The 22,319-nt window shown below is 47.8% G+C and carries 14 protein-coding genes; 4 read left to right on the forward strand and 10 right to left on the reverse strand.

Going from position 1 to position 22,319, the window contains the following annotated elements; all coding sequences use genetic code 11:
- Window positions 1-103 precede the first annotated feature (103 nt).
- On the reverse strand, window positions 104-2,464 hold the full coding sequence (locus BBG47_RS06635; RefSeq protein WP_065291066.1) for a PEP/pyruvate-binding domain-containing protein: 2,361 nt from the start codon (window positions 2,462-2,464) through the stop codon (window positions 104-106).
- Window positions 2,465-2,572: 108 nt separating this feature from the next.
- Window positions 2,573-3,196, reverse strand: coding sequence for a TetR/AcrR family transcriptional regulator (locus tag BBG47_RS06640; protein WP_065291067.1), 624 nt, complete (start codon window positions 3,194-3,196; stop codon window positions 2,573-2,575).
- 217 nt (window positions 3,197-3,413) lie between these two features.
- Between BBG47_RS06640 and BBG47_RS29845 the strand changes: the two genes are divergently transcribed.
- Window positions 3,414-3,581 (forward strand): hypothetical protein, encoded by a 168-nt coding sequence (locus BBG47_RS29845; RefSeq protein ID WP_175400495.1) that lies wholly within the window; start codon window positions 3,414-3,416, stop codon window positions 3,579-3,581.
- 91 nt (window positions 3,582-3,672) lie between these two features.
- Here the strand turns inward: BBG47_RS29845 and BBG47_RS06645 are convergent, their stop codons facing one another.
- The 3 genes from BBG47_RS06645 to BBG47_RS31055 form a co-directional block, all read right to left on the reverse strand.
- Window positions 3,673-9,858 carry a phosphodiester glycosidase family protein gene (locus BBG47_RS06645; RefSeq protein WP_065291068.1) on the reverse strand — a complete coding sequence of 2,062 codons (6,186 nt, stop codon included), beginning with the start codon at window positions 9,856-9,858 and terminating at the stop codon, window positions 3,673-3,675.
- 149 nt (window positions 9,859-10,007) lie between these two features.
- Window positions 10,008-10,883, reverse strand: a complete 876-nt coding sequence (locus BBG47_RS06650) for a helix-turn-helix domain-containing protein (RefSeq protein ID WP_083189120.1) — start codon at window positions 10,881-10,883, stop codon at window positions 10,008-10,010.
- Window positions 10,880-11,008, reverse strand: a complete 129-nt coding sequence (locus BBG47_RS31055) for a hypothetical protein (RefSeq protein ID WP_302621945.1) — start codon at window positions 11,006-11,008, stop codon at window positions 10,880-10,882. The genes BBG47_RS06650 and BBG47_RS31055 overlap by 4 nt, the downstream gene beginning before the upstream one ends.
- 370 nt (window positions 11,009-11,378) lie before the next feature.
- Here BBG47_RS31055 and BBG47_RS06655 point away from each other — a divergent pair, with 370 nt between their 5' ends.
- On the forward strand, window positions 11,379-13,529 hold the full coding sequence (locus tag BBG47_RS06655; protein ID WP_065291070.1) for a YhgE/Pip domain-containing protein: 2,151 nt from the start codon (window positions 11,379-11,381) through the stop codon (window positions 13,527-13,529).
- Window positions 13,530-13,643: 114 nt separating this feature from the next.
- Entirely contained in the window at window positions 13,644-14,969 is a 1,326-nt protein-coding gene (locus tag BBG47_RS06660) for an MFS transporter (protein ID WP_065291071.1), read from the forward strand.
- Between the two features lie 186 nt (window positions 14,970-15,155).
- Here the strand turns inward: BBG47_RS06660 and BBG47_RS06665 are convergent, their stop codons facing one another.
- The 3 genes from BBG47_RS06665 to BBG47_RS06675 form a co-directional block, all read right to left on the reverse strand.
- Window positions 15,156-18,155, reverse strand: coding sequence for a YhgE/Pip domain-containing protein (locus BBG47_RS06665; RefSeq protein WP_065291072.1), 3,000 nt, complete (start codon window positions 18,153-18,155; stop codon window positions 15,156-15,158).
- 39 nt (window positions 18,156-18,194) lie between these two features.
- Window positions 18,195-18,788: a TetR/AcrR family transcriptional regulator gene (locus BBG47_RS06670; protein ID WP_065291073.1), complete on the reverse strand. Its 594-nt coding sequence runs from the start codon at window positions 18,786-18,788 to the stop codon at window positions 18,195-18,197.
- Window positions 18,789-19,093: 305 nt separating this feature from the next.
- Window positions 19,094-19,837, reverse strand: a complete 744-nt coding sequence (locus BBG47_RS06675) for an MBL fold metallo-hydrolase (protein ID WP_065291074.1) — start codon at window positions 19,835-19,837, stop codon at window positions 19,094-19,096.
- 423 nt (window positions 19,838-20,260) lie between these two features.
- On the opposite strand from BBG47_RS06675, the gene BBG47_RS06680 reads away from it, so the two are divergent.
- Entirely contained in the window at window positions 20,261-20,587 is a 327-nt protein-coding gene (locus BBG47_RS06680; RefSeq protein WP_021257521.1) for a YxeA family protein, read from the forward strand.
- 159 nt (window positions 20,588-20,746) lie between these two features.
- Here BBG47_RS06680 and BBG47_RS06685 read toward each other — a convergent pair whose 3' ends face one another.
- Complete coding sequence (locus BBG47_RS06685) at window positions 20,747-20,917, reverse strand: CxxH/CxxC protein (protein WP_005545397.1); 171 nt, start codon at window positions 20,915-20,917, stop codon at window positions 20,747-20,749.
- 111 nt (window positions 20,918-21,028) lie between these two features.
- Window positions 21,029-22,273 carry a S1C family serine protease gene (locus BBG47_RS06690; protein ID WP_065291075.1) on the reverse strand — a complete coding sequence of 415 codons (1,245 nt, stop codon included), beginning with the start codon at window positions 22,271-22,273 and terminating at the stop codon, window positions 21,029-21,031.
- Window positions 22,274-22,319 lie beyond the last annotated feature (46 nt).

A 22,319-nucleotide genomic window follows, 5' to 3' on the forward strand; every position in this document is an offset into this window, starting at 1 on the left:
GCAGCGCACGCTCTCCTTTGATCCAGCATGTATACCGTTAGTCTACCCGACATCTGCTTCCTTCGTCCATATCGGTGCTCACGCTGCTTGATAGCAACGTCCACTACCCCTTCAATATTTGTACGATGCCATGGCCCCCATCCACGATGACCCGATCCCCTGTCCGCAATCTCGTTGTTGCATTGCCGCAGCCTACGACAGCGGGGATGCCCAATTCCCGCGCCACGATAGCCGCGTGTGAGAGAGGTGCCCCGACATCCGTAATAATGGCAGCTGCTCTTGGGAACAATGGCGTCCAGCCAACATTTGTCGTAGATGCCACTAGAATCTCGCCCGATTGCAGTTGGTTGCCTTCCTCAGGTCGATTCAGAACTCGGACAATTCCTTCTACTCTGCCTGAAGCGCCCGCAAAACCCGTGAGCCCATTCCCCTCTTCCACAACTGGAGGCATTGATGCATCGAAGACATCGACTCTTCGCTCCGGATTGTTCGCCCACTGGAACGGATCGAATCGTCCACGAATCAACGTAGGCAGCGGCGGCAGCGTCAAATATTTCTCGTATGTCTCCTTACGGGCAGCAACATGCTTCATACCTGTGCCATCTCCCGCAAGTAGCCTCTGCACTTCTTCCATATACAAAAAGAACACGTCGCTCCTCGCCCCGCTAATCTCTCCCGCCCGCAACGCAAATGCACGAATAACGCGGTACACCCGCACAAATTCGGATCGCGTCTCCTCTCTTAGATGAGCATACTCCGAAGCCTTGGCAATCTGCTTCTTTATGTGCTTCGCTTTTTGCGGATATTTCTGCTCAAACCGTTCCCAATCAGCTTCATATTGCGACCGCTGACGGTTCAGAAGCTGCTCCACATTCGTGTCCGATCTCTCATATTCCTCGATTTGAGTCTCTAGCCACTTCGGATCCTCTCCCGGGTGAGGAAGTGACAACTCAAATTCATGCGGGCCGCGATGGCCGTATTGCTTCAAGTATTCTTCTCTACTCATCGTCCCTTGGAGCACCTGCGATATGCCGATAACCGGCCCAAGGCTGGCCAATCCGGACTTTCCTCGCAAATTCGACATTAACGCATTCGCAGTCTCCATACCAGAAAGCTTAGTAAGTTCCTTATTCAGCTTATAACTCGCATCACCGAATTTCCGTCCGCCTGCTATTAAGCCCCACCATGACTTGCATGTATAAGGCCAAAGCTCATCACTCCATATGCTACACAGTTCCTCACACGAACTTGTTGCCTGAATACGCTTTGTCATCCTCGCACACCAATCGGGATTGTCAGCGAGGTACTGCTCGATATCCTCAAGCGTAGTCTTGACCTTCTTCGCAAAACGAAAAATAGACGGAGTTATTTTTGTAAACACATGCCAACGAGAATAAGGGTATACGGGAAATTCCATTCCCTCTGGAATCTTGCCAAGTGTTTGGGACAATTTATCCAGACTGATGGCTAGCGGTATTCCCAATGCCGGAAATATAGACACTGGCAAACTTATATTTGTATATGCCCTCCCACATATATTGCCCGACATAATGCGGAAGCCCGATATCATATTAGATTCCTCATCAAGAGCTCTTAATACGGACCATGTCAGCGGCGTCATGACATCTGGAGTGGCTTCACCGATATTCGTATTCGTCCATAGAAAATCGCCGGAGTTCGTTTCATTCCATTCATACGTATCCAGATTCCCCAGCACTAGCGTAGTGATCGGTCTCGTCTGGAGAATATATAGTTTACCTTCTGCTACAGCCCACTCGATATCCTGTGAACTTCCCAGTTCTTCTTCCAGCTTAGACGCTAGTCGATACAGCTTGGATGCATGCCGCTTACACTCATCTGGGCCTTCGTACCTTCCCTTTGGTCTTTGGAACGCAAATGACAAAGCATTCGCCTCACCCGATACGAGCTGTTCTCCCAATCCATGCACATAATTGCCTACCATAGCTGCATAGCTGCCTGTAATCGGATCAGCAGTGAAAAGGACACCCGATAGCTCGGGACGAACCATGATTTGAATGACGACCGCGATTTCATGCGCCTGCTCCATTCCTTTTACGGCACTATAAGCCTCCACCCGTTCTGAGCTTTTTGAGTCATATACCCTCATAATTGCTTCACGGATTTGCTCATCCGTCGTTACGTTCAATACCGTCTCAAATTCCCCTGCGTAAGAAGCTTGCGCAGAATCTTCGCTGAGCGCCGAAGATCTTACCGCGAACGCCACCTCCCCATAGTGGCTGCGAAAACGCTGCGCATATCCTTGCACGGCTGACCAAGCCTGTGCATTCAGTTTCCCGTCCTGAAAAGCCGGCGTTAGGATGACGATGCCCTCCGGTACAGGATATTTATGCTGATACATCCTAGCCAGCATACTTCCTTTGCCTCCGGCATTTGCTTGCAGCGCTGGCGTTAACTCCTCGAAATGCACAACCATTTTTCCCATGAGCAGCTACTCCTCCCATATGCTATCCCCGAATACATACGGATGCTGATTGAACCTCATGATGGCGATTGATTGATAATCGTTATTCGAGAAATATCGCTTTCTCCCTTATTTGTAAAAACTCTGTCTAAACATGTCGATATATTCGTCCGCTTCCTTCACCATATGCACATAATCATCAGAGTTTATCTGCATTGCATTTGCACGTTTCATCTTATCCTTTAGAAATCCATGGAACGTCCAGACGATGATATTAATTGCTTTGTCGATATCCAAGCCTTCCTTGAACTTAGAACGATCGAACCCTGCAAGCACTTTGCCGAACGCTTCCTGCGTCAGTCCCTTATTTCGCTGCTCGATGTGCGGCCTAATGTCGCTTGCCGTCTCGATATATGCGGCGTTTAGAAATTCAAACAGCTCCGGATACTGCATAAGCAGCTCCCATCTCACCTGTTGAATCTGCCTAAATCGAATAAAGAAATCCTTCTCCTCTAGATCGATTCTACCGTAAAAAAGGCCCATAACCGTCTCTATACCATAATCATACAAAGAGAGAAACAACTCCTGCTTGTTATTGAAGTAATGGAACAATAGTCCTTTTGATATCCCCGCCCCTTTCACCATCTCATTGGTCGATGCATGCTCATACCCTTTTCGTACAAATTCCTTCATGGCTGCGTTTATGATTCGATTCTGCTTTTCTGTAGATAGGGTCATAAACTTCGAATTCATCGCGACTGTCACCCTTTAGTTGTTTACTTCGAATATTTGGTAATTATTATCATAATTGTATTGACCACTTTGGTCAATACGCAAACTGAAAAGCTTTGCCCTTCATTCACAAAAAATAAAAAACTTTTGTACCCAAACGCGTAAAAGCATGATAGAATACGTCTATGCAAATATTTACATGGTATTTATCAACAACTACTACTTGGAGGTGTTAAGAATGGCGACGATCATTCTGTACATGGCTTACCTGCTTATTCCCGTACTCAGCTTTCTGTTTCTGTTCAACCTGCTCGACAACAATAAGAAGCGAACACAATATTCCGTCACCTACTCATTCGTGATGTCGGCATTCTGCTTCATCGTGTTCTTGTCGGGCCAACTGTAACCTAGCAACCATTATTTTTTATAAAATTGACATGCAAAAGGGGCTGGATATCCAGCCCCTTTATTTGTGCTTTCCTATTAGGTTTTATTGCTTACTCAGATACACGGTACATGATTCGCTCCAGGAAGACAGCACCCTCTGCTCTCGTTGCATATCCCTGCGGAACAAGCTTCTGCCCGTTACCTTGGATCAATCCTTCACGAAGCAGACTTGCCAAGCTTTCCTTCGCATAATCCTGAATTTCACGGTAATCTGTAAACGCCTGAAGCGCATCTGCATCCCCTGCCGCGCTCAACTTGCTGAATTGCACAAGTGCACGCGCCGTAAGCGTGAACATTTCCTGCCGTGTAATCTTATCGTTCGGGCCAAATGTCTGTGCGTCCCTACCTTGTACAATCCCCTGCTCCTTCGCAGCAGCTACGGCATCTGCATAATAGGCATTCGCAGTAACATCTTCGAATCCGCTCTTCGCCTGTGTAGATTGCAGATTCAGCATACGTGTCAGCAGGACAATGAAATCTGCACGTGTGACTTGCGTATGTGGAGCAAACTGATCCGCTCCGAGACCCTGAATGATACCTCTGGCAGCTAACGACTCAATAGCCGTTTTCGCCCATTCCAGCTTAGAGATGTCCTGGAACGTCACCGTAGAGAAGCCCACCGCATACGTACCAAGCTGCTTCACCGCAAATTGCACCGTTCCTGTCTTTGCATCATACTTTGCATTTGGAATAATAGCAGGACGGCCTTGCTCATCTACACTCCATACAACGATTGCATGTGGACGAGCCAACTCATCTGCGCTTGGCTGATACGGAATCGCTACCTGCACAGCTGTTCCGACTGCAATGCCCTTCAGCGCTTTTCCATCTACGCGCAGTTCCAACTGAACGGCCGGACGATTTGCAGTACGTCCAAGCAATTCTGTTCCCCAAGCACTGCGATCCGGTTGAACGACGGCGAGATCAATCGTCTTCGCTCCTTGTGGAGTTTTGCCATTCGCCACATTCGAAGGAAGCATCACACTCGCATGAGGTGTAACAACCTCATATTGCTGCTTCAGAGAAGCATCTGTCAGTGCCGAAGATGGCATGGATACGAGAATATCCCGTACCTCTTTGTCGGCCAATACTTCAATCCGAACCTTCTTCACACCATTCGAATCCGGCTTCAAGCCGACTTCAGCCTTCTTAAGCACATCAGCAGGAATGATTGCCTTCGCTGTTCTACTGCCTGCATCCCGCTTCGCTTGTACCACAATCTTGTCGTTTTCCAGCTTCGCTGCTCCTGAATCAGGCTTTGGCGGCTCTGGATGCTTGTTCTCTTCTTTGGAACTGTTCGAACTCGAATTGTCCGTTGACGGATCTGGTATATTCGGCTTATCTTCTAACTCTACCTTTAGTTGGAAGTCTGCATACTTCGTTGCATCTGCCGCACTCATCGCACGAATGACGGCTGTGCCTGGTTTCAATGCCTTTACAAGCCCATTCAGCGTTACACTTGCAACTCCTTCTGCAGAAGAACCATACACAGACCATACAACAGATTTATTGCTTGCGTTGTCCGGCAATACCGTTGCATTCAATTGCAAGGTTTCTCCGATGTTCAGCGTTCCCTCATTACGGTCAATTCGAACTTCCTCAATACGAACCTCTGGCAAACGATCGACCGTAATAAGACTATCTGCATACACCGATTCTACGACGCTCGTCGCCCGCACGATTGCAGTCCCCAGCTTAAGTCCAGTTACCACTCCATCTGTGCTTACCGCCGCAACGCCATCCTCTGACGATCCATAGACCGACCACGTAACAGAACGATCATACGCTTGGTCTGGCAGAACCGTTGCATTCAGCTTAACGCTTTCGTTCACAGCCAAGTTTACACTTGGCTGATCAAGCACTACCGCAGTAGGAGGCTTACGCTCCGGTTTTCGTATCGAGAATTCATCAATGACCACGTCATTGATATTCTTCACGAGGAACTTCATCTCGCTGCCAACAACCTCAACGGCTACATAGATTTGCGCCTTCGTTCCGTCTATTTTGTACTGCCAGTCTTGTGCAACGACCTCATAGAACTTCGGCCCAGAAGAGCCTGCAATGATGTAGGTTGTACCCTCTCCCTCCCCGACGGGCTTGCCACCGCGGAGTGGATACGTACGCAGGTAAACATGATCATGGCCATTCAAGGCTACGTCCACATTAAGTTCATCAAATGCGGATGTCCAAGCTTCGCGAATACGCTTCTCATTATTCTTGCTGCCATATGGACCACGATGGAACGTGACGATCTTCCACGTCTTATTTGTAGCAGCCAAGTCACGGCGAAGCCATTCCTTTTGCTCCTCAAAGTCATACTCACTATTCAGCACTGCGATATGAGCGTTATGATAATCAAACGAATAATTGCTGCCCTTCAAGCTGTCTATCCCGTTCTGAGGATTATTGAAATGGGCAAGGAAATCATCATTTTTCCGAGTACCCGTTACCTCGTGGTTGCCGACCACCGATACGACTGTCGTCTTCAAGAACGTATCCTGTACGGCCTTGAACCACATATTCCACTCTGCCTCTTTGAATCCATTCTCTACCATATCCCCAGCCTGAAGGATAAAGTCATAATCAGGTTGATCAGTTACTGCTTTTCGTACAATATTACTCCATAGTTTGAATCCTGCCTCATCTTCGGATTGGGAATCGCCGAAGAAGAGGAATTTTGTACGTGTACCGTCCAGCTCAGCCGTCTTGAATGCGCCCTGCTCACTCACCTTATCGCTGCCGTTGCCAACACGGTATACATATTCCGTTCCCGGCTCAAGCCCTTGAACAACCGCCTTATGCACACGAACGGTACCGATATCCCATGTATGGAGCATAGTGCTCGTGCCATTTACCCGAGTAACATTCGCATTGTTAAAATCGACAAAGTCCTTCTTCTTCACGATCTCTACTACTGAAGCATCCACGTTAATCTTCGAATGCCATGTAAAACCGCGAGAAGTTGCAGGATCTTCTCCCATCGACACACTGATGTTGTAAGGCAATTCGCTGCCCGCTAGCGGGGATACCTTAAACTTCACAACCGGACTGAAGCGTACTCCCTCATTCGCTTGCAGCTCGTATTCGCGTACCGTCCCCGTCAGTTTATTCGTGGTAAGCTTGCCGTCAGCGCCCGTTACACCTAACTCTATTCCATCACGTGTCACGATACGCGCTCCCTGCACAGGAGCACCAGCCTCATCTACAACCCCAAGCACAGTGTCTTGCCCCTCAGCTATACCGTCTGCATTCCAATTCAAGCGTAAATGATACTGAATAGCTGCGTGAAGAGGAAGACCGAAGAAGCTAAAGTCGGTATTTCCCTTATCTGCCAATGCAATGCTTCCGGATTTAAATTCAATCTTAAATGTGCCCGACACATCCGATTTCAGGTGATATTCAATCTGCGCAAGCGCTTCGTCATCCTTCAAGTTCAACTGATTCACATCAGTAAACTTCAAGTTCACTTTCCCATCCGGGGCAATATGATGCTCGATATTAGCGGGAGCAAGTTTATCGCCTGCAACTACTTCTATCTTTTCTATCAAATTCGGGTCAACCTTAAATCCGATTTCAGCACGTTTAATATTGGAAGGCTTATATCCTTTGACCTCCAGCTTATAAACATTGCCTGCATATGCATTGTCTGCTCCCGTATATACCAGCCTCGATGCCCCAGTATCGACTGTGAACATCCACTCTTTCTCTGCACGATTCCCGTTTAGGTCACGAATTTTGACCATCACGACATGAACCCCGTCTGCCAAAGGTACACTTGGTGTGTAGTGAATTTCGCCCTTAGGTGGATAAAATCCATGCTGCACCAGCTGTCCGTCCACATACATGCGTACCTTATCAGGATCAATTAATGTTGTTCCCGGATGCTTAATCGGATCATATCCGAAATCTTCACCGTACACATGAATTCTTGGAGTCGAGGTATGAATCGTGCTGCCGTCAACTGGAGAGAAATCCTTTAGCACTGGAGGATCCATGTCATCCGTGTTCGGGCCATACAGCGCTCGAATTTGATCGATATAGAGAGTCCCATCGTTCTTGTTTGTATTTTTCGTCTCCATATATCGAATCGGCATGGAAATTTGAAGCGGAAGAGGTCTTCCCTTTGGAACCGCTGCCTCGATATACTTCCATCCTTTGAAATCAAGACCCGTGTTCTCATCTGTATAATCAATATCTACTGCAGCCCCATTGCCGTCTCGCAGCTGGCCCCGCAGCCAGTGCTTCTGGCCGTCGCCATAAACCCATACGCTGATTTTTTCCGGATAGCCAGGAATATCAATATACTGATCCTTGCCTTTTGTATTGATGTATGCGCCTGATATCCCCACTGTATCCGTGAAGTCATACTTCAGCTTTGCTGCTTTGCTGCCGAATCGAACATATTCCTCATCCGTCGTCTCGCTGAGCTCCACGAACTTGTATCTTGCACCACTTTCTACAAAGTAACGATCCAGACCATTCTCGAAATCTTCCAACACGACAGGCTTCAGCCCTATATTTACTTCCATTGATGCCTCGACATTACCGTACTTGACGATAATCCTACCGTTCTTATCCGTTTCCGACGTCGCGGTAAATACACCGTTAGCGTCAATAGAACCGATCGGGCCCTCGACCTTCCACTCAAACTGGCGATTATCAGAGACAACGACTTGCCCATCTCGAACTGCCGTGACCTGCATGTTCACTTGTTCACCAGAAGAAAAAGCCTTTATCTTGTCAGTCAGTATGAGGTCTGTCAAATCCTTCACAACCTCGACTTGACCTTGCCCCTTTACACCACCTGCAGTCACTTCTATATTTGCGATCCCTGCAGCAGATCCAGCCGTGAACTTGCCATCCCCTGCTATCGCTCCAAATGGAGGATCTACTGTCCACTGCAATGCACCTGCATAGGGAGCAGGATGTCCATTTGCATCTACCCCAGCTGCTGCGAATTTGAATGTAGAGCCAACGAGTACTCGCTCCATATTCGGCTGTACAACCAGCTTTGAAGCAGTACCTTGCTCTGGCGCCTTATTTACGAGCAGCAATCCGTTTGCCGTCTTGCGTTCACTGCCGTCAGATGGACGATTTAGCACCTTGCGAGTAAGTTCACCCGGCAGCTTCGCCACAAACGTAGACGAGCCGCCGCCATCAAGGCATAGCGCATTGACGACCCCCATGTCCTTCAGCACCTTGCCAAAATCATCATAGGATACACCCTCACTAAATCCCGGTGCACGACCGTCGATCACCATCATGATAATGGAGCCGTCAGCCTTCGTTCCGATTGCTACTCGTGGATAGAGCGCCTTATCTGGATTCTCTTGCGCCACGCCATCCTTAACCAGCATGAACACACCGCCGACTGCCATCTTAACGTCCTTCCACTCATCCTCCAGCTCGAAGCTTGCGGAGATTTCATCTCCTACCTTCAGCTGACCGAGGATTTTGCGGTTCTCTGTTCCGGAAGCAGACAACACAACCTTGCCTGGGGCAAGCGGAGAGTCCCCTTTGTCTTTGCGTATTACCGCGACCTTGAGTTTTAAAGTGCTGCCACTCTTCACTTCTCCTGACAACACATCGAGGATAACTTCGTCGCCTATATCATTTGTTTTGGTCGAAGTATGGAATGCAGATGTAAATAAGGACAGCTTGTCCGCATTTTCCCTCATCCGATTAATTTCTGATATTTCGTAGTCTTTGCCGCCAATGTGGAGGGTACGCTTCAACTCAGGACTCAGTCCATATATGGACGTTCCATCCTTCTTCAAACCATAAGCATACCAATCCCATTTAGGCGGTGGGCTCACCAATATTTCACCGTCTCCCATGAATAATCCAAGAGGCACGCCTGTCGTCATTTCATAGAAGTCGCCGTTAATGGCTGCGATGACCCGATTACCTGCCTTGTCGGCATTATCAGCCATCTTCGTAACACCCGTCATACCGTACACTTTTCCGTCCGTCATTCCAGGCTGCAAATCCAAGGAAGGATTCTTCGGATCGAACTCCACGTAATGAACCTTCTCTTGCCCTTGTGGAAGCTCCATATTGTTCCACGTGTAGTTCGCCCCTGGCGCAAGTTCCATCTTGCGCTCATCCGTAACTTTGGCGAAGCTCCCAGGAGCAGCACTTGACGCCATCGCCATACTAGTCCCTGTCGATGCAATCATGGACCAGATCATACACAGTAATAGAACAACCGCCAATCGTTGTCGAATTTGTTTCATCTGAAATGCGTTCCCCCTACCATTGAAATGTTCGAGAGGCCTTGTCCTCTCTATAACATGACCTAGTATAGTCGGCTGTCTCTGCAAAGTAATGAAACACATTTATCATTTCTTCGCCGATTCTACTCTTTACGGAATATCAAAAATTGCTAGATACCGAACTGCTTCCGATACTCAAGCGGCGTCATATTCACGATGTGCTTAAATACCCGATTAAAATACTGCAGTGTTGTATATCCAGCAGCATGTGCAACCTCATAGACCTTGAGATGTGGGTTCAATAGAAGTTCCTTCGACTTCTGTATACGAACCCGATTCACATAATCAACGAAGGAATAGCCATATCCGCGCTTGAACTGAGCACTGAAATAAGAGATGCTCATCCCGTACCGCTCACTCAATTCAGATAGTGTCAGTTCCTTATAGTAATAGCTTTGAATATATTCGCCTGCCCGTTGGATAAGCAGCCCCGCATTGTTCCTTCGCAACATATTCGAACGTGCCGCCCAATGCTCAGCCATACGCTGAAAATGGGGGACAATATCAGCTTCCCGCTCCGGCAGCAGATCCGAGTAAGTGATTTCATGCTTGCGGAACAAGCACCGCCACTGGGCATCCAGCTCGCGTAAACATTGGAATCCAGCCTCATCTGCGGTACGAGCATTTCGCAATAAACCCTGTACCAGTTGTTGCTGCTCCTGCAGCATGTCGACAGCTGTGAGGCTTCCGAGTCGGTGGAAGAACCGATAGATGTGCCCATATTGGGTGTGATATGCACGATAATATCCGGCCAGCTTGCTGGCTCTTCTGAGCGCATCACTAACCTCATCACGCTTCCAAGGCTTCGGCAAGAACGCAATGGCGCCATATCGCATCGCTTGAAGCAAGAGCTGGTGATCCGACGAGTGCCCTGTGAGCACTACCACAATCGGATGCTCCCTCTCAGATAACCCTCTAGCAAGAGTCAGACCGTCTATCCCGTTTCCCGACGTATCAGCGATTACGACTTCAGGCCATAATTTCACAACCTGTTCCCACGCTTCCGGCTGGCTCCCACTTGTCCGACGACTGTATATCCTCCCTCTTCCACCATCTGCACGGCTTGCCTGCGCTCAATAACATCTTGATCCGCCAGCATGACCCGCAACATCAATGTCCCTCCTTCGCTACTTCTACTTGGTAATCAACGTTAGCATAGTCCGTTGCAATCTGGTCATGTTCACCCCAATCTTATCCAAATCTTAATAGTTAGGCGCAAACCCGCCCCTTTCATTTCCCTCCCTCTCTCAATTGGCTCACGTAAATTTAACGATATCCTTCACTCCCCGTTTGCAAGCGCTTACTAATTTGTCTAAACATAATTCATCTGCTCGTTTTGGTCTTGATACATCAACGCATCATCAGTTCATCCTGTCCTTAATTTTGGGGTATCACCTCCTTTATCGCATGTTTCCTGCCCGAACTACGCACAATGATAGCAATGCTGTCAATTTTAGAAATGAACGGGAGAACAGCCTTCTATGAAATCCATCATCAACCTGTATGTAACTGATTTGAAACGCATTACGAGCAACTGGGCTGCCGCCATTGTCATCACTGGCCTTATCGCCCTGCCATCCCTATATGCATGGTTCAATATCCTGGCATCCTGGGATCCGTACAGCAACACCAAGGGGATATCCATTGCTGTCGCCAATAACGATACCGGCGATACACTCCTCGATAAGCCTATTAACATTGGCAAACAAATCATCGAATCGTTAAAGACAAACGAGGCCATCGGCTGGACATTCATGGATGAAAAAGAAGCACTGCGCCGTGCTGAGCGCGGACAGGTGTATGCCGCCATCATCATTCCATCGGATTTCTCTGCGCGTATCGGTACCGTACTGACTGACAATCCTCAGAAGGCCGAGATCGTCTATTATGTAAATGAGAAAATTAATGCCATCTCGCCCAAAATTACGGGCAAGGGAGCCTCGGGCGTCATCCAGCAAGTCAGCTCCAACTTCGTTCGTGAAGCGAATCGAACCATTTTCAAAATATTTAATGAGGTAGGCATAGAGCTAAAGAATGAGCTGCCCACCATTGAGAAGGTCAAGAACCTTGTCTTCAAGTTGGAAAAAGGATTCCCCGAACTCGTACATGTGGTCGATGTGGCACTGCGTGATACGGCGAAAGCAAATGACATTGTCGCGTCAGCCCAGCGCAATCTTCCACTGGTGTCCCAAGTTGCCGAGGAAGGCGCCCGCTTCTCTCGCAGCGTCGACGATCTGCTCAATTACAGCGAGCAAGGGATTGATACGATCTCTCCCTTTATCAAGCAGGATCTCAACTCCATCCATCAGACTGCACTGGCTATCCAAGACCTGACCTCTATTCTGCAGGATGCGGGCAGTGATCCTTCTCTCGTGAAGGAGGCACTTAGCCGTGCAGAAGGACGGCTGAATACGGCCGTCACCCTTGTGAATGGTCTGAACAACTGGTTCAATCGGCTCAACGGGCTTGTTCCAGGCGATCGCTTTGGCGGCACTATAGGCCGTCTGCAATCCATACGTGACAAGCTGGAGCGACAGTTATCGATTGTTCGACAGGTCTCAGGAGCGGTGGAGCGCGGTGAAGAGGTATCGGCAGACCTGATCAATCAATTGAGTCGAATTGCCAAGGAAACAGCAGATGCCACCGGCAGCATACTGAATCGATACGACGATGAGATTAAGCCCAATATCGTTCAGGGCATTCAGACTGCCAAGCGTACCGTAGGCAATGCCCAAACCGTCCTTCAGGATGCGTTGAAACATATGCCTGACGTGAAGACGATCCTGAACGATGCAGCCAAGCTGGTTACGGTCGGCAGTGAAGAGATTAAGAAGATACAGCAAAGTCTGCCTGAAGCGCAGTCCAAGTTAACTAACATTGCAGATCGAATTCGCGCACTCGAGGCACGTGGTGATATCAATGAGATTATTGATTTGCTGAGAAATAACTTCGAGAAAGAGAGTGAGTTCTTCGCCGAGCCCGTCGTGTTGAAAGAACATAAACTGTTTCCAATACCGAACTATGGTTCGGCTATGTCACCATTCTTCACTACATTATCTTTATGGGTCGGCGCCCTGCTCCTGGTGTCGCTTCTGACGGTGGAGGTACATGAGGAAGGCGCAGCGTATAAGGATTATCAAGTATATTTCGGCCGCTATCTCACCTTCGTAACGATTGCCCTGCTGCAGTCTTTACTTGTGACCTTAGGCGATTGTTACCTGCTGCAGGCATATGTGTTGAATCCATTCTGGTTCGTCATCTTCGGCATGCTGCTTAGCGGCGTATTTATGCTAATAGTATATACGCTCGTATCTGTTTTCGGCAACGTGGGCAAGGCGCTGGCCATTGTGCTGCTTGTCCTCCAGCTGGCGGGATCTGGGGGCACCTTCCCGATTCAAGTAACGCCGCCGTTTTTCCAAGCGATTCATCCGTATTTGCCTTTTACCTACGGCATTAGCATGATGCGTGAGGCAGTTGGTGGGATTCTGTGGGATGTGGTGCAGCGCGACCTGCTCATGATGTGTGTCTATATTGCGATCACGCTCGTCATTGGTTTGTTGTTAAAAACACCACTTAATCGCTCTAGTGCCAAGTTCGTGCGCAAGGCGAAAGAGAGCAAGCTGATCCACTAGTACATGGCCAAATACGAACCCCGTGAGTCCTAAATCGAACATTTCGCCCCCTTCCTTGTTTATGGAACCATGATACAATGGAAGATGCTAACATGGACAATCGGGGGAACGCTCATGCGCTTATATCAACAAGTATGGACAGACGTGAAGCAATGGGATCGGAACATTAAGCTGTTTTTTATCGCCAACTTATGCTTTCAAGTGGGCGGCGGCATGTTCATGGTGCTTTATAACTTGTATATTCAATCACTCGGATATAATGATGATATGAACGGGACGCTCATCAGCCTGCAATCTCTAGCAACGGCTTTGATGTTTGTTCCGATCGGCTTATTAGGGGATCGCACGAGCCGGAAGAAGGTTCTCATTTTCGGCGCACTGCTAACAGGAATAGGATTCATTGGACGCGCCTATGTCGAATCTGTGATGAGCTTGAACATGCTCGCGATCTTCTCAGGGCTCGTCGCTTCGGCATTCCAAGTCATCGCAGTTCCCTTCCTTGCAGAAAATGCACGAAAAGAACAGCGATTGCAGCTCTTCAGCTACCACTTTGCTCTAGGCTTAGCCGCTCAGGTGCTCGGCAGCATGGGTGGGGGCGCATTGGCCGACATACTCCAATCCGTCGGATGGAGCAAGGTTGCAAGCTTGCAGACGGTATTGATGTTAGGGGGAGCGGCAACATTAGCCGCCTTTCTGCCGTTGCTCGCAGTTAAGGAGATTCGCAAGCAGGACGTCCTTAGGAGAAAAATAGAGGCTGAAGATAAGAAGCCAGCACAGGCAGCGGCTTCAGCAGCAGTTCCTGCGCAAGCTGAGACATCCCCGATGCCTCAACCGGGTGCAGAATGGCGCGATATCCGCCGCCTCACCTTCTGTCAGCTGCTTGTAGGCCTAGGCTCAGGACTCGTTGTCCCTTACTTGAATTTATATTTCACGAATCGATTTAACGCTTCTATTACCGCTGTCGGCTTCCTGATCTCACTTGGGCAGATCATGACGATTATCTCCATGCTCATTGGGCCAACACTGGTGAAGCGGATCGGACAGGTGCCTGCAATCGTCGTGTTCCAGATGCTGTCCCTCCCCTTCTTGCTGCTTACTGGATTTACAAATGCAATCTCCATTGCCATCGTGAGCTTCCTGTTCCGGCAAGCGCTTATGAATGCGGCGAATCCGATTCAATCAGCAGTCATGGTTGATCGTATCTCGGATTCACGTCGGGGAATTGCCAACTCCTTAACACAGACAGCCTTCATGCTTGGCTGGGCGAGTATGGGAACCGTACAATCGTATCTGGTCACCACATACGGTTACTATTGGGGCTATGCGCTAACCTTCAGCATTACCGGTGTTCTGTACGTAACCTCATCCATTTGTTACTTCACGATGTTCCGAGAGAAACGGATTCCAAAGGGACTTCAGGCAGAGGGAGTCACTACATAAAGCAGGGTCAACAACCTCCTAGCTCTGGACACCATCCGATACAATAACAAAATCGCTGCCTGATAACCCAGGCAGCGATTTTTATATTAATCTATATGATGATTGCATAATACGACTATTTACCATTTACCCTAATAAAACCTCTTACTGTTCCACTAAAGACTATTCGCCTGCAAATCTACAAGCCTACAACAGCTTACTTTCCTTCGCTTTCTTCAAGAACTTATCGCTGTTCTTATTAATTGTCTTCTTCAAGCCTATACCAAGTACAAAGGCAATTCCGATATAGATCAATAGGATAAGTACATGCTTCGTCACAACATCCCATAGAATCCCCCCGACTGCCTCACGCATAATGCCTATTGCATGTGTGAACGGCAGGAACGGATTCAGCTTCTGGAAGAACTTCGGCGTCATTTGAATCGGGAATGTACCACCTGAGGCCGCCAATTGGAACACAAGCAATACAATGGACAACGCCTTACCTACATTACCGAATACCGATACCAACGTATAGACGATGCTGACGAATATGATACTGATGAAAATCCCGAACGCGAAGAACCAGAACTTGTGCACGACATAGGTTTTGAGCAGGAACATGTCTCCCAGTGTCACGATCATACTCTGACATATACCGATCGTCACAAAGGTCAGCCAGCGTCCGAAGTACACTTGGTAGCTCTTATAGTCATGCTTGTTCTCGATGTCTACAATCAGCATGGAGATGAGCAGCAAGCCGCCGACCCACAATGCCAATGTCGAGAAGAACGGTGACATCGCTGAACCGTAATTCGGTACAGGGAACAGTTCATGCTGATTAAGCAATACCGGCTCCGCGAAGAACTGGCTTTCCTTAGCCGCATCCTTACGAAGCAAGTCAATGACTTGATCCAGATCACCTTTTTCTTCGAATTCACGGATTTTGGATGCAATATCTTTTACTTTCTTTTTGATTTCTGGGAACTTGTCACTGAATTCATCCAGTCCATCTTCCCCCGTGTGAATCTTGCCCTTCATATCAGCCAGTTGGGCCTCGACCTCTGGAATCATTGAGAACATTTCTTTTTTCACGTTCTTGATGAAATCCAAGCCTTTACGAGAATCTTTGACACCCTTGTCGAAGGCAGGTACAACATCCGAATCGATCTTCCCGATTACTTTATCAATGGACGCGCTCGTATCCTTCGAGGAATCATATATCTTCTGCAGCGCATCCTTCGTCGGTTGATTCGCTTTGCCAGCCGCTTCACTCGCACGCTTCAGCATATCCGACAAATCTGCCAGTTTCCCTTTTACCTTATACATACTATCGACGATGTCTGTAATGGCACCATCATCCACAGTCTGCTTCATTTTCTCTGTTGAGTCGATAATTTTATCCGCCAGGTTCTGCCCGTTACTGATGTGCTTCTTTGCATTATTGATTTGATCGATTACCTTGTCCGCCGTATTGCGGTTCATGATCTTATCTGTCATTTCGATAACATTGCGAGTGCTGTCCTGCATCTTATCGATCATCTTCGAAGCATCACGATTCAATGCTTGCATATCCCCGCGGATCGTTTGGAATCGCGGCTTAATTCCATTATCATAATCGCTAATGAGCTGAGCAACGACCTCACTTGCTCTTGCTGCCGCTTCTGCGCCAATCTGTCTGCCACCAGCCAATCGCTCCTGCAGCAGTGTGAGCTTCGTCTCCATGCCCTTCAATTGAGCAATCAGCAGATCAGTGTCTATGCCTGTCACTTGAGCCAGCTTATTCAGCTGATCCTTGTACTTCTCTAAGGAGCCTAATGTGAGCTTCAACTGATTCGTCATATCCTCGACAGCTGCATTCAGCTTGTCGGTTAATGAAGCATCCGTCGCACTGCCCTGAATAAGCTTGTTGACGCGATCAACTTTCTCCTGCAGCTGACCGAGATGCTCTCGATACGTCTTGCCTAATCGTTCTGCATCATCGAATGCCTTCGATACCGTCGGCGCAACCTGTGAATTCAAGCTTGTTCTGGCTTTATCCAGAATCGAGTTGACTTCGATTGCCTTATTGCGAATATCCCTCAGCTTATCATCTGCAATCGACTTCGCAGACTCTACGGTTTTTTGTGCTTCATCCAGACGCGTCTTCAGATCCTCCGCGCCCTGCTTCGCGTCAGTCAAGGACGTGAGCACATTATCAAACAGACCATTATTCTTCAAATTCCGATCTACATCTTCAACCGTCGTAATGAGGCGCTGCAAGGAATTCATCCCAGACTCCACTTCGACACTCTTCTTAGCCAGCTCTGTCTCTACCTTGCCAAGATCGAAGTCAGAGTTCATGATATTCTCCACGACCTTCGATGTATCTGTTGCGACACCCTGAAGCTTCCGCAGATTGTCTTTGACAACCGGTACTTCCTTATGGAAGGAATCACTGCCCTTATCGAGCATATTCTCCGCATCTGTAATTACCGAATCCGGTCGGTTCTCGTAGCGCTTGATGACACGAATGGCAGACTCTGCCTTGCTAATGAAGTCCTTCGCCTTGATGATATCAACTTGGCCTGTCTTCATCAGCTTCTCGATCTCCGGCAGCTTCTCCTCCAATTTGAAGATGTTATCTCTAAGCTTCTTAATGTCCGGCTCATTCGTTTCAAGCTTAAGGCCGACATCATTGAAAATATCGAATATCGCTTTGTTCGCCGTCTCTACGAAGTTGCTACTAATGTTCGACACCAGCGTCGAGGCTCCTGCCCCCGCAACCTTCGGCGAGATCGCGTTAATCTTTTCATTAATATAATAATCAAGCTGTGCCTTCTCTGGATGATCCGAGATGACGGATGAGATCTTCTCAGAGAAATCCTCTGGGATAACAATGGCTGCATAATAATCGCCATGATTGACCCCATTGATTGCCTCATCCTTCGTAACAAATCTCCAGCCTAACTTCTCATTTTCCTTTAACTGTTCAATAACCTTTGCTCCAACATCAAGATCCTTGCCTTCTACCTTGGCGCCCTTATCCAAGTTCGCAACCGCAACCGATACATCCTTCGTATTGGAGTACGGATCCCATGACGGGAGAATGTTGAACCATGCATATAGGGAGGGCAGGATCACTACTGCTAAAATAACAATAATTGCAGCAGGATTTGTAATAATGTTGCGAAGATCCGTTTTATAAATGTGTAAGATGTTCTTCATCCCACTGCCACCACCGTTCTACTTATAATATGTAATGCGTTATCCAATTCTAGCAATCCCCTTCTGAGCTGCACCATTCAGCAAATAGAATTCAAGCAAATGAGGAATTTGATCCTGATGAATAGCCTTCGCACGCTTCGGCCATTCCACTACAAGCGCTGCGTAAGTCTTAATAAATAGGAAAGCAGTCAGCTCAGCATCACAACTCTGCAGCTCGCCTGAATCAATAGCCAGCTCTACCTGCTCTTTCACAAAGTGCTGAAGCGCATCTTCCACCTTGCTCATCTCAGACATCACAATCTCGGTCCCCATCTCCCGCATCTCATGTGAGAGAATAACCATCATCTCATGCTTGGATCGGAATTCCAACACATTGTGCAGAGTACGGTGCAAATTCTCTGTGAAGGTTCTCTCTGGCTGAACGGATGACTGTGCAACTTCCAGTATGTCTTGAATGAATCTATTCATAATGGCTTCCAACAGCTCTTCTTTTGTTGGGAAAAAACGATAAATCGTCCCCTTGCCCACATGTGCAAGTCTCGCTATCTGATCCATTGTACTGCCTTTATAACCATATAATGAAAATGACTGTGTTGCTGCCTCTATAATCCTCTTTCTTCGATCTACGATCATACGGATTCCTCCTTTCTGCAAAGAGGCGATTACGAACAGGTTCTAGAACTACAGAACTAAATGTGAATTTCGGTCACTCATTCTTGCTATTATACTTCCAGTAAAATGAATTTGCAAGAAACGACACCTTTTAGACACAAAAAAGCGCCCTATCTCATTGACAGAACGCTTGTAACCGTTTTCCTATGGGTGACTTGCATCCGTTTGTAAGTAGTTCGATAAAACACCACTACCAATCGAAACTTTTATTTTCATCTATGTTTCTCTCAACATCGTGCTTCATTGGCCACTTCTCTTCGTCCATTCTACTTCACAGCGTTGCCGTTCATAGATACCGCTCCCCACTTCCGTTCTGCTTCCTGAATGGCGCGATCCATTTGAGATGTCGGCTTCATAAGCATCACTCCATGTCCTACTGCAAGTAGAGTAGGCTGTAACACCCTCAACTTGATTGCGCTTGCCAGCGCAGCATCGTTATTCCAAGTCGCCATAGCTGGGAATGGGAACAACGGCTTGAGCATCCCCGATACTGCGATTCCTCCTCGAATTTGAAAAGCATCGCCAGCAATCAGCGCACTATCTCTCGTATCATAGAAGGCCATCATGCCTGGCGTGTGACCTGGTGCAAGCACGGCACGCAGAGATCCTACCATCTGACCGTCTTGGAGCAGAACATCCGGCTTCGTACGAATTGCCCCTTCCTTCGGCACTTCACCACGAATAGGAGTTGCTGCCTCACCATCTTCCAATGAGCAGTTCCCCTGCAGCAGCTTGGCATCACGCGCTGAAATCATCACCTTCGCATGAGGAAGCTCCTGCTTCAAGGCATCCAATGCTCCGATATGATCACCATGTGCATGAGTAAGCAAGATACGTGTAATTGGCTTTCCAATTTGCTTAGCCGCCTTCAAGATACGAGCAGCACTATAAGGAAGAGCAGCATCCACTAGTGTCAGCTCATTCTCCTCTTCAACGAGATAACAATTCACAGGAAACAAGCGTGGCAGGAAAGACAGTTGAATAATATGACCTTGCTTACGCATACGCATGGATGACCATCCCTCTCTAACTAATGTTAATTATATATTAACTAATCATATTAGTTTTTGCAAGAATGAATTTCCTCATCGTGTGTAAAAATCATACCTAATTATGTATAAGACTTACTGTGCATATTCAATTTACGACAGACGAATGCTGTCGTTATCCCGAATATTTATAGTTTTTCACTATCCACATGTGGATAATTGTATTTTACCGCCCAAACGCCCCTTATCCACATATTCATCCACGTTATCACCAACCCTGCGCAGCATGTTCATAAGTTGTTCAATGCTCCCCTATTCACTCGCTTTTCCTTCACTTGCCACATGACAGAACTGTAAGGCTGTGTTGGGTAAATCGATTTGTCCTGTTCTTTGTTGCTGTTATGATAAATGCTAGAACTACGTAAACTCGGAGGTATCTGCATCATGAAGAGACTAATTGCTTTATTCGCAGTCATCACATTGTTTGCAAGCATTCTTGTCGGCTGTGACTACAATCGAAACGGCAAGCAGCAATATTATGTCCAAACCGTTGGCGATCCTAATGACAATGGGGAATATACCCTACCCGCATTCGATGAGAAAGGCAATGAGCTGAAGCTCACCTTTATGAAAACAGGGGAAAACCGCAAATTTAAAGAGCATGCGTTTTTACGTGTATATGTAAAAGATACGGATCGTGTCACCGCCTACGAAGAAGTAAGCAAGGATGAGCTTCCTACTAAGGTGAAGGATAAGCTGAATATCAAATAATAACGAGCTTCATTTGATTCCATATGGAACAACGCAAAAAAACAAGGGCGCATCCCCACTTCGGGGGTGTGCCCTTGTTCTATACACGCAATTGAAGTGTATGAACGATTGTGCCCGAACCTTCATGAAACGGACAGGATCATTCATCCTACGACAAGATTACACGACTAGAAACTTCGCCTCTTGCTCGCAATCCATACAGCACTTGATTGGCCGTTCCCAATCACTGAATTCAACGCCATCCAGATCGACAACGTCGGGGGCATCTTCGAACTCATCTACAAAATTGTCAATTGCCAATTCTACATGCTCTTTACAGACTACGTACATGTCGTTCCCTCTTTCTCGCTTATCTTGCTGTCTTATTACGTCCATCATAACATAAATAGGCCCGGTACGGGTGAAGACATTTGATTTTCCCATCTTTGGATATCACTTAGTTTATCCGGCCTGCTGCGGCTTATCCTCAAGCTGCACAGTCGTCATCATCAGCTTGCCCTCGCGATAGAAGTGAACTTCCATCGTCTCGCCGACCTTCTTCTTCTCATATAAATATTTGCGCAGATCCCGGGTCTGACCGATCGTTTCATTATCGAAGCGGACAATCACATCATTCAGCTTCAGTCCTGCCTTCTTCGCCGGCCCCGTCGCCTCCAGTACAATAACTCCGTTCTTCACGTCTTGCGGAAGCTTCAGATCATTGCGCTGCTCCTCGGTAATCGGAGCATAAGGATTCGTCAGATCGACCGTATATACACCTAGGTAAGGCCGAATAACCTTGCCAGTCTTCATAATCTCGTCTACTACCGTCATCACTTCATTCGTAGGAATCGCAAATCCAAGGCCCTCAACGCCAGTCGTCGCGATCTTCATCGTATTGATGCCAATAACCTGCCCCTGCAAGTTCACGAGTGCGCCGCCGCTGTTGCCCTCATTAATTGCCGCATCCGTCTGAATGACCCTCTGCTCCCAGTCATATACACCATCCTGGTTCAAGGATACCGGGATAAGTCGATTCGTATAACTAACGATGCCAGCTGTCAGTGAACCGCCTAAGCCAAGTGGATTGCCGATTGCGACGACGGTTTCCCCGAGACGCAGACGGCGTGAATCGCCAATCTCTGCCACCGTGGATACACCTGCATCATCAATAAGAAGAACGGCAATATCCATTACCCGATCCTTGCCAATGAGTTCTGCATTTTTGCGCTGCCCGTTCGAGAGCACCACCTCTAGCTTATCCGCCCCCTGTACGACATGCTCATTCGTCAGGATGAACGCCTTGCCGTCATCGCGCTTAATGATGACCCCTGATCCTAGATTCGTGTCCTTCTCTTCATCAGCCTCTGCTGCCACTCGCTTCTGCTCATTGACAATGCTGACCACCGCAGGGCCAACCTTATCGGCTACAGTCACAATACGATCATAGGGATCAACCGTCCCTGTGCGATTAATGGCCACAGGCTGTGTGACTGAACCTGTTCCCACAATCCAGCTATATAAAATAACGGCTGACAAGGCACTAATCACCGAGCTTACGATAGCCACTTGGACGGTGGACCACCTGCGGCCGGATTGAGTTGTCTTGCCCAGTGTCCATCCCGTTCCTGTCTCTCGCTCCTGCCATCTGCGCTTTACCTTGCCAGATACCTTTGTCGAGAAAAAATCATCATCAAACAAGCTCATCCGAACAACTCCCCTCAACCCTCCAACCGGGATCGATCCACGGGTT

Origin of the sequence: Paenibacillus sp. KS1 (genome assembly GCF_001680695.1) — a bacterium.
Classification (GTDB): domain Bacteria; phylum Bacillota; class Bacilli; order Paenibacillales; family Paenibacillaceae; genus Paenibacillus_B; species Paenibacillus_B suaedae.

Excerpts from the sequence above, each read along its gene's own strand:
- BBG47_RS06690 (WP_065291075.1), bottom strand. The coding sequence starts at position 22,273 with ATGAGCTTGTTTGATGATGATTTTTTCTCGACAAAGGTATCTGGCAAG.
- BBG47_RS06635 (WP_065291066.1), bottom strand. The coding sequence starts at position 2,464 with ATGGGAAAAATGGTTGTGCATTTCGAGGAGTTAACGCCAGCGCTGCAA.
- BBG47_RS06645 (WP_065291068.1), bottom strand. The coding sequence starts at position 9,858 with ATGAAACAAATTCGACAACGATTGGCGGTTGTTCTATTACTGTGTATG.
- BBG47_RS06655 (WP_065291070.1), top strand. The coding sequence starts at position 11,379 with ATGAAATCCATCATCAACCTGTATGTAACTGATTTGAAACGCATTACG.
- BBG47_RS06665 (WP_065291072.1), bottom strand. The coding sequence starts at position 18,155 with ATGAAGAACATCTTACACATTTATAAAACGGATCTTCGCAACATTATT.
- BBG47_RS06675 (WP_065291074.1), bottom strand. The coding sequence starts at position 19,837 with ATGCGTATGCGTAAGCAAGGTCATATTATTCAACTGTCTTTCCTGCCA.
- BBG47_RS06680 (WP_021257521.1), top strand. The coding sequence starts at position 20,261 with ATGAAGAGACTAATTGCTTTATTCGCAGTCATCACATTGTTTGCAAGC.
- BBG47_RS29845 (WP_175400495.1), top strand. The coding sequence starts at position 3,414 with ATGGCGACGATCATTCTGTACATGGCTTACCTGCTTATTCCCGTACTC.
- BBG47_RS06685 (WP_005545397.1), bottom strand. The coding sequence starts at position 20,917 with ATGTACGTAGTCTGTAAAGAGCATGTAGAATTGGCAATTGACAATTTT.
- BBG47_RS31055 (WP_302621945.1), bottom strand. The coding sequence starts at position 11,008 with ATGTTGCGGGTCATGCTGGCGGATCAAGATGTTATTGAGCGCAGGCAA.
- BBG47_RS06640 (WP_065291067.1), bottom strand. The coding sequence starts at position 3,196 with ATGAATTCGAAGTTTATGACCCTATCTACAGAAAAGCAGAATCGAATC.
- BBG47_RS06670 (WP_065291073.1), bottom strand. The coding sequence starts at position 18,788 with ATGATCGTAGATCGAAGAAAGAGGATTATAGAGGCAGCAACACAGTCA.
- BBG47_RS06660 (WP_065291071.1), top strand. The coding sequence starts at position 13,644 with ATGCGCTTATATCAACAAGTATGGACAGACGTGAAGCAATGGGATCGG.